Source organism: Corynebacterium sp. HMSC05H05, from assembly GCF_001807265.1.
Lineage (GTDB): Bacteria > Actinomycetota > Actinomycetes > Mycobacteriales > Mycobacteriaceae > Corynebacterium.
The window spans coordinates 1-12,856 of record NZ_KV788386.1; the positions used below are offsets into that span (position 1 = coordinate 1).

15 protein-coding genes, 2 tRNA genes and 1 pseudogene are annotated in these 12,856 nt (G+C 66.8%); 10 read left to right on the forward strand and 8 right to left on the reverse strand.

All coding sequences use genetic code 11. The features are described 5' to 3' along the window. Positions 1–452: 452 nt before the first annotated feature. A complete protein-coding gene (locus tag HMPREF3151_RS04050) occupies positions 453–1,211 on the forward strand; it encodes an ABC transporter ATP-binding protein (RefSeq protein WP_070474032.1) in 759 nt (252 codons plus the stop codon). Continuing rightward, entirely contained in the window at positions 1,212–3,740 is a 2,529-nt protein-coding gene (locus HMPREF3151_RS04055) for an ABC transporter permease (protein WP_070473749.1), read from the forward strand. Between the two features lie 6 nt (positions 3,741–3,746). On the opposite strand, the gene HMPREF3151_RS04060 is transcribed toward HMPREF3151_RS04055, so the two are convergent. The 5 genes from HMPREF3151_RS04060 to HMPREF3151_RS04080 are packed head-to-tail and all read right to left on the reverse strand — an operon-like array spanning position 3,747 to position 6,590. Further along, on the reverse strand, positions 3,747–4,100 hold the full coding sequence (locus HMPREF3151_RS04060; RefSeq protein WP_168160597.1) for a FluC/FEX family fluoride channel: 354 nt from the start codon (positions 4,098–4,100) through the stop codon (positions 3,747–3,749). Further along, the gene (locus HMPREF3151_RS04065; RefSeq protein WP_070473751.1) at positions 4,093–4,443 is read right to left on the reverse strand and encodes a CrcB family protein; all 351 of its coding nucleotides are present in this window, start codon (positions 4,441–4,443) and stop codon (positions 4,093–4,095) included. Before HMPREF3151_RS04065 ends, HMPREF3151_RS04060 begins: the two co-directional genes overlap by 8 nt. Positions 4,444–4,461: 18 nt before the next feature. After that, positions 4,462–4,830 carry a fluoride efflux transporter FluC gene (locus HMPREF3151_RS04070; protein ID WP_083290176.1) on the reverse strand — a complete coding sequence of 123 codons (369 nt, stop codon included), beginning with the start codon at positions 4,828–4,830 and terminating at the stop codon, positions 4,462–4,464. Further along, positions 4,823–5,161 carry a CrcB family protein gene (locus HMPREF3151_RS04075; protein ID WP_070473753.1) on the reverse strand — a complete coding sequence of 113 codons (339 nt, stop codon included), beginning with the start codon at positions 5,159–5,161 and terminating at the stop codon, positions 4,823–4,825. Before HMPREF3151_RS04075 ends, HMPREF3151_RS04070 begins: the two co-directional genes overlap by 8 nt. 10 nt (positions 5,162–5,171) lie before the next feature. Next, entirely contained in the window at positions 5,172–6,590 is a 1,419-nt protein-coding gene (locus HMPREF3151_RS04080; protein ID WP_070473755.1) for an alanine/glycine:cation symporter family protein, read from the reverse strand. Between the two features lie 109 nt (positions 6,591–6,699). Here HMPREF3151_RS04080 and pgm point away from each other — a divergent pair, with 109 nt between their 5' ends. From pgm to HMPREF3151_RS04105, 5 genes are all read left to right on the forward strand, one after another. Beyond that, positions 6,700–8,325, forward strand: a complete 1,626-nt coding sequence (gene pgm / locus HMPREF3151_RS04085; protein WP_070473757.1) for a phosphoglucomutase (alpha-D-glucose-1,6-bisphosphate-dependent) — start codon at positions 6,700–6,702, stop codon at positions 8,323–8,325. Between the two features lie 18 nt (positions 8,326–8,343). Continuing rightward, on the forward strand, positions 8,344–8,826 hold the full coding sequence (locus HMPREF3151_RS04090) for a MauE/DoxX family redox-associated membrane protein (RefSeq protein WP_246815198.1): 483 nt from the start codon (positions 8,344–8,346) through the stop codon (positions 8,824–8,826). 58 nt (positions 8,827–8,884) lie between these two features. Continuing rightward, entirely contained in the window at positions 8,885–9,619 is a 735-nt protein-coding gene (locus HMPREF3151_RS04095; RefSeq protein WP_070473759.1) for a thioredoxin domain-containing protein, read from the forward strand. Between the two features lie 120 nt (positions 9,620–9,739). After that, a tRNA-Ala gene (locus HMPREF3151_RS04100) sits at positions 9,740–9,812 on the forward strand. Positions 9,813–9,853: 41 nt separating this feature from the next. Next, positions 9,854–9,929, forward strand: a tRNA-Ala gene (locus HMPREF3151_RS04105). 58 nt (positions 9,930–9,987) lie between these two features. Here the strand turns inward: HMPREF3151_RS04105 and HMPREF3151_RS04110 are convergent. Continuing rightward, complete coding sequence (locus HMPREF3151_RS04110; protein WP_141741312.1) at positions 9,988–10,218, reverse strand: hypothetical protein; 231 nt, start codon at positions 10,216–10,218, stop codon at positions 9,988–9,990. A gap of 49 nt (positions 10,219–10,267) precedes the next feature. Here HMPREF3151_RS04110 and HMPREF3151_RS04115 point away from each other — a divergent pair, with 49 nt between their 5' ends. Both HMPREF3151_RS04115 and HMPREF3151_RS04120 read left to right on the forward strand, forming a co-directional pair. Next, positions 10,268–10,711: a methylated-DNA--[protein]-cysteine S-methyltransferase gene (locus tag HMPREF3151_RS04115; protein ID WP_070473762.1), complete on the forward strand. Its 444-nt coding sequence runs from the start codon at positions 10,268–10,270 to the stop codon at positions 10,709–10,711. Next, positions 10,704–11,465, forward strand: coding sequence for a fructosamine kinase family protein (locus HMPREF3151_RS04120; RefSeq protein WP_070473764.1), 762 nt, complete (start codon positions 10,704–10,706; stop codon positions 11,463–11,465). The genes HMPREF3151_RS04115 and HMPREF3151_RS04120 overlap by 8 nt, the downstream gene beginning before the upstream one ends. Here HMPREF3151_RS04120 and nadE read toward each other — a convergent pair. After that, on the reverse strand, positions 11,462–12,277 hold the full coding sequence (gene nadE, locus HMPREF3151_RS04125; protein ID WP_371336017.1) for an ammonia-dependent NAD(+) synthetase: 816 nt from the start codon (positions 12,275–12,277) through the stop codon (positions 11,462–11,464). The genes HMPREF3151_RS04120 and nadE overlap by 4 nt on opposite strands. A 123-nt stretch (positions 12,278–12,400) precedes the next feature. Here nadE and ykgO point away from each other — a divergent pair, with 123 nt between their 5' ends. Next, positions 12,401–12,523, forward strand: coding sequence for a type B 50S ribosomal protein L36 (gene ykgO, locus HMPREF3151_RS04130; protein ID WP_012732041.1), 123 nt, complete (start codon positions 12,401–12,403; stop codon positions 12,521–12,523). 101 nt (positions 12,524–12,624) lie between these two features. On the opposite strand, the pseudogene HMPREF3151_RS04135 reads toward ykgO, so the two are convergent. Beyond that, positions 12,625–12,856, reverse strand: a pseudogene (locus HMPREF3151_RS04135) (IS256 family transposase); the annotation flags it as partial.

Below are 12,856 nucleotides of genomic sequence, written 5' to 3' on the forward strand. Positions count from 1 at the left end.
AGGCTTGTGTGTGCCCGCATCGCGGACACCACCACCCACATCAACAATGGGTGTCCACCAACGACCCTGCTGACCGGGGGCGAGGTTTCGTAGAACCTGACGGGCGCGTTTCGCGACCTGGGGAAACAGCGCGCGAAAACCAGCCGGTCGTCAACTTCTACGAGACCACCCCACCCGAAGGCCCCGTGCGGACACCGCAACACGGACACCCACGCCCACACCAACAATGGGTCCGCACCCAGGGTGTGCAAAACTCGGCAACACCACCACCCGCCCCGCACACCGACCAGCACAAACACACCCCGGCCGGACGACTTTTGCAGATCAAGGTTTGAGAACGGATGCTCTGCGCCGTTCATCAGCCCGTCCCGCCTGCTAGCCCGTGGATGAGCTCCGGGTGCGTATAGTCCCGGAAGAGTGAACGGATAGGAAGGCGGACCTCAATGGCCAGCATGGTTGAGACATTCAAGCGCGAGCCAGGCACCCGCGATGCGGCCGCCCGGGCGGTAGGCCTGGTCAAGACCTACGGTAGGGGCGGTACCGAGGTCAGGGCCCTGGACGGCATAAGCGTGGAATTCGGGCGCAATGAGTTCACCGCAATTATGGGTCCGTCCGGGTCGGGGAAGTCCACGCTTATGCACGTGATGGCGGGTTTGGACTCCGCCACCACCGGCGAAGCGTACATCGGTGAGACGGACTTATCCCAGCTCAACGACAAACAGCTCACGGCTTTGAGGCGCGACCGCCTCGGATTTATCTTCCAATCCTTCAACCTGGTGCCCACCCTCACCGCGGCGGAGAACATCACGCTGCCCACGAACATCGCGGGCGGCAAGGTGGACCCCAATTGGTTCGACGAGGTCACCGACCGCCTGGGTCTATCCAAGCGCCTGGATCACCGCCCGGCGGAGCTGTCGGGAGGCCAGCAGCAGCGCGTCGCCTGCGCCCGCGCGCTGGTCAGTCGTCCGGAGCTGATCTTCGGCGACGAGCCCACCGGCAACCTGGACTCCAACGCCTCCAAGGAGGTCCTGGACATCCTCCGCACGGCGGTGGACAAGGACGGGCAAACGGTGGTCATCGTCACGCATGACGCCCGCGCCGCCTCCTACGCTGACCGCGTGGTGTTCCTGCGCGACGGCAACATCGTCGACGAGATGCGCGACCCGGACATGGATTCCATCCTCCGCGTCATGGCTGGCATGGAGGACTAGATGGCCAACACGTTGACCAAGGTGTCGCTGCGCAACGTCGCGGCGCACAAGCTGCGCCTCGCGCTGACGGTGCTGGCGGTGGTGCTGGGCACGGCGTTCCTGTCGGGCGCGCTGATGTTCACGAACATGCTGTCCGCCACGTTCGATTCGGCCGTCGATACGGCCCTGGAGGACGTGGACGCGGTGGTGCGCCCGACTGAGGGCAGCATCGACATGGACACGTTCAACGCTGTCAAGGACATCGAGGGCGTCGATCGGGTGAATGTGTTCGTGGATGTTCCTGTGGTCGTCGCTAGGCAAGATGAAGTTGCGATTCAGACGCAGCTCGGCACCTCCCGCCTCATGCCTTTCTACAGCGAGGGTGAGGCTGTGGGGAGGGCGCCTTTGCTTGTCGACGGCTCCGCTCCCACCGCCGCCGGCGACATCGCCGTCAATGCGAACGGCGCGCAGAAGTACGGCATCGGGATGGGCGAAAAGCTCATCGTGGTGGACAAGGACGGGCGCAACGAGTTCACCGTCACGGGGCTGTACGAGGACCCGCTGGCGCAGGAGACGTCGCTGGTGATGCGTGTGGGGGAGCAGGCATATCTCGACGTGTACCGAGACGGCGCGTCGGTGCCGGCGGTGACGGTGGATGGGGGAGCTGGGGTCGTCGATAGGCTGAAGGCGCAGTTCCCGGAGCTGGAGGTGCGCGCGGGCGCGGATGTGGCCGAGGAGATGTCGCAGCAGATCCGCGAAGGTTTGAGCTTTATCAGCTACATTTTGGTGGCGTTTGGCCTGGTAGGGCTGCTGGTGGGGACGTTCTTGATTGCGAACACGTTCTCCATGATCGTGGCGCAGCGCACCCACGAGTTTGCGCTGCTGCGCGCGTTGGGGGCGTCGCGCGGGCAGATCACGCGCTCGGTGGCGTTCGAGTCCGCGCTGGTGGGACTGATCGGCTCCGCGCTCGGCGTGGCCGGCGGCGTGGGGCTGGTGGCACTGATCCGGGTGGCGATGGCGCGCTACGGCATGCCGCTGCCGGACGCGGGCACGGGCCTGTCCACCCGCGCGGTGGTGGTGCCGCTGGCGGTGGGCACGCTGGTGACGGTGCTGTCGGCGCTGGCGCCGGCCCGTAAGGCGGGGCAGGTCAAGCCGGTGGAGGCGATGCGCTCCAGCGAGGCCGCCACCCCGCAGCCGCTGCGCTGGCGCACGGTCGCGGGTCTGATCCTGGTGGCCGCGGGCGTCGCGGCGGCGGTGTACGCGATGGGCTGGGACGATGGCGCGACCGGCCGCCGCGAGGGGTTGGTGGGCGTAGCGGCGCTGGCCGCGATCACCGGCCTGTTCCTGGCCGGCCCTGCGCTGAGCCTGCCGGTGGTGCCGCCGCTGGGCAGGGCCATCGGGCTGCCGTTCGGGGCGGTGGGCAGGCTCGCGTCCACGAACACGCGCCGCAACCCGCGCCGCACCGCCACCACGGCCTTTGCGCTGATGCTGGGCATTGCGTTGGTGACGGTGATCGGCATGCTGGGCGCGTCGATGAAGCGCTCGGTGGATGACGTCGCCAGCAGCGAGGTGTCCGCGGACTTCGTGCTCTCCGGACCGCAGAACGGGGTGTTCCCGCTGCCGGAGGACCTGCCGGAGCGTCTTAAAGCGGTGGACGGCGCTGGCGAGACGGCCGCGTACACCCAGGCGCCGATCACGGTGGACGGGCAGTTCGGCTACCAGCTCGGCGGCTTTGGCGTCACCGACGTGCTGCAGGGTGATCCGGCGGACTTGATCCCCCTGGACATGGTGGAGGGCAGCTCCAGCCTGGACGGCAACACCATCATCGCGCCGGTGCCGCTGGCGCAGGAGCACGGCTGGCGCGTCGGCGACACCCTCCCCGTAGCGGGGCCCACCGGCGAGTCGGTGGAGGCGACCCTGGGCGGGACCTTCGAGCCGTCGAGTATCTTGCAGTCGTTTGTGGTCTCCGACGAGGCGGCCGCGGCCACGGGCGCGCGGGGCACCGGGCGCGTCCTCATGGTCGGCGTGAACAACGACGGCACGGTGGACGAGGCCCAGCTGCGCGCCAACCTCGAGGAAGAGGTGAGCCACGACATCGTGGTGCAGGTCCGCTCCACGCAGGATATGGCGGGCGAGGTCTCCGCGATGATCGACCAGATGCTGTTCATCATGTACGCGCTGTTGTCGCTGGCGGTGGTGATCGCGATCCTGGGCATCGTGAACACGCTGACGCTGTCGGTGATTGAGCGGCGCCAGGAGATCGGCATGTTGCGTGCGGTGGGCACGCAGCGCCGCCAGGTCCGCACGATGATCACGCTGGAGTCGGTGCAGATGACGGTCTACGGCGCCATCCTCGGCGTGCTGTTGGGGCTTGGGTTGGGGTGGGCGTTCCTCACCGTCCTTGAGGCCAAAGGCTTGACGACGATCTCCGTCCCGTGGCCGTTCATCCTCACCGTCCTCGCCGGGTCGTTCCTGGTCGGCCTGCTGGCCGCGGTGTGGCCGGCGGGCCGGGCCACGAAGACGCCGCCGCTGGACGCGATCGCGGAGTAGGGGGACTTACCCGAACCCGTACACGCCGACCGCCGAGGCCGCGATGGCGGCAAGGGCGGTGCCCACCCCGTATTTCACGGCGAGGACGAACTCGCCGCTTTCGACCATCTCGCCGAGCTGGCGCGCGAGCATGGACAGGGTGGACAACGCTCCGGCGAAGCCGACGCCGATGCCGATGCGCCACACGCCCGGCGCTGCCACCGCAAACCCGATGACTGCGGCGGCCGAGACGTTCGCCGCGAACGTGGACGCCAGCGTGCTGTGGATCTGGCGCATGAGCAGCCAGCGGGCGAACCCGCCCAGCATGCCGCCGATGAACACAGCCGCAACTCCGATGAGCAGGGGCAGCAGGTCAGCCATGCCGGCGCCCCCGGGTGGCATCGCCGGCCATCCAGGCCAGGGTGGCCGTGGTGAGGCTGAGCACGATGATGAACCCGGCCCACACCGGGGAATCCGACACCGCGGTCAGGGAGACGGCGGAGAGGGTGGAGAACCCGCCGAGGAAGCCCACGCCCCAGAACGGGCCGGGTTGGAACAGGCCCATGGCGAAGCAGGCGACGAGGTTCACCGCGGAGGTCACGGTCAACGCGAGCGCTTCGGGCGTGGTGGGGTTGACCCAGATCAGCACGAGGTAGCGCGCGACAGCCCCAAGTCCCGCGCCCAGCGCCACGGAAAGGCCGGTTGTGAGGTCGTTGAACTGCACATTTTCTACTCTAACGCCCTAGCCTGCGAAGGCCCGCAGGCCCCAGCGCATGCCGAACCAGGCGGCGACGATGCCGAGGACTGCGGTGCGCAGCGCGTAGCGCAGGGCCGCCCGGTGTTGCCTGGCGGTGATCAGATCGCCGAGCTCGCGGGCGAAGGTGGACCAGGTCGACAGCGCGCCGGCGAAGCCTGCACCGAGCGCGATCTGCCACGCAGCCGGGGTGGCGACGGCGAAGCCCGCGACGGTGCAGGCCACCGTGTTGGCGGCGAAGGTCGCGGCGCGGGCGTTGCCGATCAGTTTCGTCAGCGCGAACCGGGACATGCCGCCGAGGGCGCCGCCGGCGAACACCACCGCGAGTGTGAGTGCCAATCCGAGCCAGCTAGCCATGGCGTCGCTCCCGGAGGGTGTGGCCGAGAAGGTAGGACACTATAGACGTCGCAAAGCTGAGCGCAACGATGCCCAGCGCGACGATCGCCTCCGACTGCATCGCCGCCACCGAAATCGCGGAGAAGGTGGTGAAGCCGCCGAGGAAGCCCGCGCCCCACAGCGGACCCGGTTTCCACAGGCCCATGGCGAAGCAGCCGACGATGTTGACGGCGAAGGTCAGCGCGAGCGCCGCCGCGGAACCGGGGGCGGCGGCAAGGAGCACACCATGCCTGACGACGGCCCCAAGGCCCGCCCCGAGCCCGACCGTGAGTGCTGTCCGGAATGTGTCCACGGGTGGGAGTCTATCGCCAGTCCATCTGCTGGCGTTCCACGAACTCCGCGACCTCCTCCGGGGTCTTCTTCAGGTGCGGGTCCCAGGCGAGGTACTCGCGGGTCTCGCGCACCACGATGCCGGACAGCAACAGCAGGCCGATCAGGTTCGGGATGGCCATCAGCCCGTTGGACAGGTCGGAGAACGTCCACGCCAGCTCCAGCGACGCCACCGCGCCCACAAAGGACAGGGCGGTGAAGAACATGCGGTAGGGGATGGACGCCCAGTCGCCGAACAGCGCCACGATGGCGCGCTCGCCGTAGTAGGACCAGCCCAGGATGGTGGAAAAGGCGAAGAAGATCAGGGCGACGGAGACGATCATGCTGCCCCACTCGCCGGGCAGGGCCGTCTCGAAGGCGGTGGCGGTCATAATGGCGGCCTGGTCGCGGCCCATGTCCCAGGTGCCGGCGGTGACGATGACCAAGCCGGTGATGGTGACAACGAGGATGGTGTCGATGAACGTCTGGGTCATGGACACCAGCGCCTGGCGCGCCGGGTGCTGCGTCTTCGCGGCCGCGGCGGCGATCGCGGCGGAGCCCATGCCGGACTCGTTGGAGAAGATGCCCCGCGCCACACCGAACTGGATGGCCAGCATGATGCCGGAGCCGACGAAGCCGCCGGTGGCCGCGGTGCCGGTGAACGCGTCGGTGAAGATGGTGGCAATCGCCGCCGGCACCCGGTCCGCCATGAGCACCAGCGCGGTGATGCCGCCGCCGACGTAAATGACAATCATCAGCGGAACGAACGCCGCGGTGATCTTGCCGATGCCCTCGATGCCGCCGAGCACGGCCGCGCCGACGGCGAAGAAGATGATCACGCCGGCGACATTCGCGCTAATGCCGAAGGCGTCGTGCATGCCCGCCGCAATGGAGTTGCCCTGGGCGAGGTTGCCGATGCCGAAGGAGGCGAAGATGGTGAACAGGGTGAACGCCGCGGCGAGGAACTTGCCGAAGCCGCCGCCGACACCGGTTTTCAGGTACTCGTGCGGTCCACCCTGCTGCTTGCCTTTCTTGTCGGTGGTGCGGAAGCGCACGCCCAGGTAGGCCTCGGAGTACTTCGACGCCATGCCGACGATGCCGGTGAGCCAGATCCAGAACAACGCGCCGGGCCCGCCGATGGAGATCGCGGTGGCCACGCCGACGATGTTGCCGGTGCCCACCGTGGCGGCCAGGGCGGTGGTCAGCGCCTGGTAGTTGGAGATGTCGCCTGCGCCGTCTTCGGCCTTGTCCACGAACGCGTGGCGGGTGGCGCGGCCGAGGGTGCGGAACTGGATGCCGCGCAGGCGGATGGTCAGGAACAGGCCGGTGCCCAGCAGCAGGGGGATGAGCAGGAACGGTCCCCAGACGAAGGTGGAGATTGCACTGAGGATGTCGTTCAAGGTGTCAGCCATGCCGAGTAGTAAAACATACAGTCAGGTGAATAATATATAGGTGGCAGGAAATACATTCACGGGCGATGATGGTGGGAAGGACTCTGCCTGAGACACAAGGAGCATTCCCATGGCACACGAACGCGCCGGACAGCCCGCCCGCGAGGAAGACCTCATCGACATCGCCGAGGTGGTCACCGCCTACTACACCCGCGACATCGACCCGGACAACCCGGACCAGCAGGTCGCCTTCGGCACCTCCGGTCACCGCGGCTCCTCCCTGGACAACGCGTTCAACGAGGCGCACATCCTGGCCACCACGCAGGCGATCGTGGATTACCGCCGCAGCGAGGGCATCGACGGGCCGGTCTACATCGGCCGCGATACCCACGCCCTGTCCGAGCCAGCGATGGTCTCCGCGCTCGAGGTGCTCATCGCCAACGAGGTGCAAGTGCTTGTCGACGCCTCTGGCCGCTACACGCCCACTCCGGCCGTCTCCCACGCCATCCTGACCCACCAAGGGGGCAAGGCCGACGGCATCGTGGTCACCCCGTCGCACAACCCGCCGCGCGACGGCGGCTTCAAATACAACCCGCCCACCGGCGGGCCCGCCCCGGCGGAAGCCACGGACTGGATTGCCAAGCGCGCCAACGAGTACATCGCCGCAGGCCTCGACGGTGTGAAGCGCACCCCCGTCAGCGGCGTGCTGGACCAGCGCGCCGGGAAGTTCGACTACCTCGACCACTACGTTGCCGACCTGGGCAACGTGGTGGACATGGACGCGATCAAGGCGTCCGGCCTGCACATCGGCGCTGACCCGATGGGCGGGGCGAGCGTGGATTACTGGGGTGCGATCGGTCAGCGCTACGGGCTGAACCTCGAGGTGGTCAACCCGCACGTGGACGCCACCTGGCGGTTCATGACCTTGGACACCGACGGCAAGATCCGCATGGACTGCTCCAGCCCGAATTCCATGGCCTCGCTGGTGCACAACCGCGACAAGCTCGACCTGGCCACCGGCAACGACGCGGACGCGGACCGCCACGGCATCGTCACCCCCGACGCGGGCTTGATGAACCCGAACCACTACCTGGCCGTGGCCATCGAGTACCTGTTTTCCCACCGCGACGGCTGGGACGCGGGCACCGCGGTGGGCAAAACCCTGGTCTCGTCCTCCATGATCGACCGCGTCGTCGCATCGCTGGGCCGCGAGCTGGTGGAGGTGCCCGTCGGCTTCAAATGGTTCGTGCCGGGGCTCATCGACGGCACCATCGGTTTCGGCGGCGAAGAATCCGCCGGTGCGTCGTTCTTGCGCAAGGACGGCACCGTCTGGTCCACCGACAAGGACGGGCTGATCATGGACCTGCTCGCCGCCGAGATCACCGCCGTGACCGGCAAGACCCCGTCTGCGCGCTACGCGGAGCTCGAGGCCGAGTACGGCGCCCCGGCCTATGCGCGCATCGACGCCCCGGCCGGCCGCGAGGAGAAAGCGAAGCTCAAGGCGCTGTCGGCTGACCAGGTTTCGGCGGATGCGTTGGCGGGCGAAGCTATCGTCGCAAAGCTGACTGAAGCCCCCGGCAACGGTGCCGCAATCGGCGGGCTGAAGGTGACCACCGAAAGCGCGTGGTTCGCCGCGCGCCCGTCCGGCACCGAGGACAAGTACAAGATCTACGCCGAATCCTTCAAGGGCGAAGCACACTTGAAGCAGGTGCAGGAGGAAGCGCAGGCGCTCGTTTCTGAAGTTTTGGGCGGCTAGTGGAGTAACGTACGACCTGTGAGCACAACGACAACCCCCGCGCCCGAACGCAACACGAAAGCGCTGGTGCTGGACGTACTGTCCGCACTCGCGCGCTTCTTCATGGCGTACGTGTGGCTGGACGCCGGCATCGCGAAACTCGGCGTCCCCCTCGACGTGACCAAGACCATCGAGGCCTACGAGATCTTCACCCCCGACTGGTCCTACCTGCTGGCCCACATCATCGGCCCGCTCGAAGTGGCCGGCGGGCTGCTGCTCCTGCTGGGCATCAAACTGCGCTGGTCGGGCAAGGTATCCATCATCGTGCTGACGTTGTTCATCATCGGCCTACTGTCTGCGTGGCAGCGCGGGCTGGTCATCGACTGCGGCTGCTTCGACCCGTCCCAGGCGGGCGAAGGCGAGAGCAACCTGCTCGTCACCGTGGCACGCGACTTGGCCTACATCGCCATCACCGGTTTCATGATGTGGCGCCCGTTTAAGAAGTTCGCTATCTACCCCTAAACTTGAGCGGGTAGACAGTACCCGTCATGCCACACGGCACGCACAACAGGAGATAACTGTGACCACACGCAAAGTGGAAAACCCGAACAAGAAGGGCAACGCCGCGTTCATCTGGGCAGTCCTCGCCGTCCTGGCGATTGCCCTCGTGGTGATCGGCCTGATCGTCTTCAACGGACGCGAGAACCGCAGCGCCGCCATCAAGGAAGAGATGATCGACGTTGAAGGCATCAACGTCGCTTGGGACGGTGAAGAGGACACCATCCACCTCACCGGCAGCAACGCCGACGCGAAGACCGCCGAGCTGTTCGAGGACTTCTCCTGCACCCACTGTGCGGACCTGCACATCGCCACCGACGAGGCGATGCTGGAGAAGCTCAAGGCTGGCGAGATCAACGTCGAACTGCGCCCGATGACCGCCCTGGACAGCGGCCAGGAGGGCCACTCCACCAAGGCGCTGGCCGCCGAGCTGGCGCTGATCGCCAACGGCGACCTGGCCCAGGCGTTCACCATCCGCGACTACCTGTTCCAGAACCAGCAGTCCGCGTACAACAAGTACGACAACGACGGTTTCGCCGACCTGGCCAAGGACTACGAAGCTTCCGACGCCGCGATCCAGGACATCCGCGACGGCAAGTACATCGAGACCGCCAAGCGCATGGGCTCCGAGAACATGAAGTACCAGGAGGACGAGACCGGCGAGGCGTGGACCCCGCGCGTCCTGGTCGACGGCAAGGACATCGAGGACATCGAGGGCAAGCGCGACAACTGGCCGGAGACCCTGGCCGGCATGTAAGCGCTGTAGTTGATAGCGATTTCACCGCCTCACTCCGGTCTCGGGGTGGGGCGGTTTCACTTTCCCGCTGGGGATTTGGAGGCCCGCGCGACCGGTTGTATATTTACGTGAGTTATCCAAGGGGCTATGGCGCAGTTGGTAGCGCACCACACTGGCAGTGTGGGGGTCACGGGTTCGAATCCCGTTAGCTCCACTCCACAACTACATATTCCAGCGGTGGCACAGCTGCCGCACGGGGCTATGGCGCAGTTGGTAGCGCACCACACTGGCAGTGTGGGGGTCACGGGTTCGAATCCCGTTAGCTCCACCAATTGAAAACTGCCCGGCTATTCGGCCGGGCAGTTTTCGTTTTCGGTGGGCTCCATGCACTACTGGGCGGACTGGCGCATGCCTTCGAAGTAGCCGTTGCCGTCCGTGTCGTCCGACGTGTCGAGCTTGTGGCTGAGCTGGCGCATGTCGGATTCGCAGCCGTCGTCGCCGTCGCACACCGCGGAGGCGATGGCGGGGCTGGTGCCGGCGATGGTGTCGGAGGAGCTGCCGCAGGCGGCCAGAGTCAAGGTTGCGGCGCAGGCGAGGGCGGTTGGGAGTTTCCTGTGCATGGCCAGGAGCGTAGCGCAATCATTGTGGTTGCGAGCTACTCTGAGCTGCATGTTTGCGTCTCCAATCGGGCCGTTACGTTTCGTCGCGGGCGGCGCGGGCCTCGCCCGCGTGTGCTTCGCGGGTGAGCCACTGCTTGACGACGAACCTTCGGACCATCCCCTCGCCACCCAAGAACTCACCGAATACTTCGCTGGCACGCGCCGGAAATTCACCGTGCCGCTAGACCTGAAAGGCGTGACTGACTTTCGCGCGTCGGTGCTGCGGGAGCTGGAAAAGATCCCATTCGGCGAGACCACCACGTATGCAGAGCTCGCCCGCGCAGTGGGCAACCCCAAGGCGGTGCGCGCCGTGGGTAGCGCCTGCGCGACCAACCCGCTGCCGCTGTTCATCCCGTGCCACCGGGTACTGCTCAGCGACGGCCAACTTGGCGGTTACCGTGGCGGGGTAGAGGCCAAACGTTTCCTACTGCGAATGGAGGGCATCGATGTCTGACACGTTTGTGAAGCACGGCAGCGCGCCGGGAGCGGCCGCCGCGGAGGCCGCGTACCTGCGCTGGCTGCGCGAGGGCTCCGCCGCGGTGGTGGAGGTGCTCGACCTGGACGAGGACGCGAACACGCTCACCATCGAGAAAGTGGATCCGGTCCGCCCGACCGTGGATGCCGCCCGTCAGGCCGGCCGGGAGCTCGCCGCCATCCACGCCATGGGCGCGGCCGCATTCGGCGCGCCCGCGGACGGGTGGGACGGCCCCAACTTCATCGGCACCCGCCAGCAGGCGTGCGAGCCAACCGGACGTTGGGCCACGTTCTACGTGCAGCAGCGGGTGCTGCCATTCGCGGAGAAGGCGCTGAGGGCGGGGAATCTCGGGGGCGGCGGCATGGACGTCGTCAAGCAAGCATGCGATGCGCTACTTGAAGAGGACGAGGACGCCCCGCTGGCGCGCATCCACGGCGACCTGTGGGCGGGCAACCTGCTGTTTGGGTCGGGCGGGCCGCGGTTCATCGACCCGGCGGCGCACGGCGGGCACCCGCTGACCGACATCGCGATGCTCGAGCTGTTCGGCGCGCCGCACTTCAGCGCGATCGTGGACGGGTATGTGGACGCCGGCGGTGAGCTAGGCCGCGACTGGCAGCGGCGCATCGCGGTCCACCAGCTGCACCCGCTGGCGGTGCACGCGTGGACGCACGGGCCGTCCTACGGCTCCGCGCTCGTGCGCACGGCGGAAGAGACCTTGCGCGCGGTGGGCTAGCGCCACCAGGAGTCGTTCGGGCCCGGCGGCAGGTGGCGCTTGTGCTGGCCGATGCGCCACAGGTGCTCGAGGCGCTCCGCGGCCTCTGCGGGGATCTGCTTGCCCTCCAGGTAGTCGTCGATGTGGGCGTAGGTAATGCCGAGCGCGGCCTCGTCGGGAAGCGCGGGGCGTTCCTCCTCCAAGTCCGCGGTGGGCACCTTCTCCCACAGGCGGGGATCCGCGCCCAGGCGGTCCAGCAGCGCCGCGCCCTGGCGCTTATTCAGCCCGGCCAGCGGCACCAGGTCCGCGGCGCCGTCGCCGTGTTTAGTGAAAAACCCGGTGACGTTCTCCGCCGCGTGGTCCGTGCCCACCACCAGCAGGCCGCGCTCGCCGGCGATGGCGTACTGGGCGATCATGCGCATGCGTGCCTTGACGTTGCCCTTGTTGAAGTCGCCGAGACTGTCCGTTTTCAGCGAGTCCGTCACAGCACCCGCCATGGCGGTGGTGGCTGGTTCAATGTCCACGGTGACTGTTTCGTCGGGCTGGATAAACTGCAGCGCCAGCTGCGCGTCGTCCTCGTCGGCCTGCACGCCGTGGGGCAGCCGCACCGCCACAAACGCCGCTTCCTCGCCGTCCGCGCGGCGCTTCTCCACCGCCATCTGTGCCAGGCGGCCGGCGAGCGTGGAGTCCTGCCCGCCGGAAATGCCCAGCACGTAGCCCTTCGCGCCGGTGGCGTCCAGGTAGTCCACCAGGAACTGCACGCGCCGGGTGATCTCTTGGTCCGGGTCGATGGTCGGTGCCACGCCGAGGGCGGTGATGATGTCTGACTGCATGGCGCTCATGGTAGGAGGTTTTGATTCAGCGCGTCCGATGTGTAACATTTACCCCCGTGTTGCGACCCGGCATCCCGCCGGTGATCGCTAATTGCAGGTAATCCGAGCAGAAAGGAGCGCCCGATGAAGGTCCGCAAGTCGCTTCGGTCGCTGAAGAACAAGCCGGGCGCTCAGGTTGTGCGCCGCCACGGCAAGGTTTTTGTGATCAACAAGAAGGATCCTCGCTTCAAGGCTCGCCAGGGCTAAGCGGCAATCCTCTGCCCCGTCACCGTGTGGTGGCGGGGCTTTTTGCTGTAATTTTCGGGTTAAGGGTCAAAAAGTGTGTCTGGTTCGGCGTGTCGTGGGGGTTAGATTTGGCCTTTTTGGATGCCGATTGAGTGGGTGTAGTCGGTGTCGATAGCGTTGTCGTAGAGGGCTGGTCGTCCTGTTTCGTGGTCGGCTTGGTTCTCGTTTCGGGTCAGGGTGGATACTTTGGCGAGTTGGCCCTGGCCCCAGTCGGACTGCCTGGCGATTCGTACTGGATCGTCAGGCAGCTCCGTTTTTAAGTAGAGCCACCAATCCAGCATGCGGCGTTGTCGT

Bases quoted from the DNA above. Each gene is read 5' to 3' on its own strand.
- HMPREF3151_RS04050 (WP_070474032.1), top strand. From the start codon at position 453: ATGGTTGAGACATTCAAGCGCGAGCCAGGCACCCGCGATGCGGCCGCC.
- HMPREF3151_RS04055 (WP_070473749.1), top strand. From the start codon at position 1,212: ATGGCCAACACGTTGACCAAGGTGTCGCTGCGCAACGTCGCGGCGCAC.
- HMPREF3151_RS04060 (WP_168160597.1), bottom strand. From the start codon at position 4,100: ATGGCTGACCTGCTGCCCCTGCTCATCGGAGTTGCGGCTGTGTTCATC.
- HMPREF3151_RS04070 (WP_083290176.1), bottom strand. From the start codon at position 4,830: ATGGCTAGCTGGCTCGGATTGGCACTCACACTCGCGGTGGTGTTCGCC.
- HMPREF3151_RS04080 (WP_070473755.1), bottom strand. From the start codon at position 6,590: ATGGCTGACACCTTGAACGACATCCTCAGTGCAATCTCCACCTTCGTC.
- pgm (WP_070473757.1), top strand. From the start codon at position 6,700: ATGGCACACGAACGCGCCGGACAGCCCGCCCGCGAGGAAGACCTCATC.
- HMPREF3151_RS04110 (WP_141741312.1), bottom strand. From the start codon at position 10,218: ATGCACAGGAAACTCCCAACCGCCCTCGCCTGCGCCGCAACCTTGACT.
- HMPREF3151_RS04115 (WP_070473762.1), top strand. From the start codon at position 10,268: ATGTTTGCGTCTCCAATCGGGCCGTTACGTTTCGTCGCGGGCGGCGCG.
- HMPREF3151_RS04120 (WP_070473764.1), top strand. From the start codon at position 10,704: ATGTCTGACACGTTTGTGAAGCACGGCAGCGCGCCGGGAGCGGCCGCC.
- nadE (WP_371336017.1), bottom strand. From the start codon at position 12,277: ATGCAGTCAGACATCATCACCGCCCTCGGCGTGGCACCGACCATCGAC.
- ykgO (WP_012732041.1), top strand. From the start codon at position 12,401: ATGAAGGTCCGCAAGTCGCTTCGGTCGCTGAAGAACAAGCCGGGCGCT.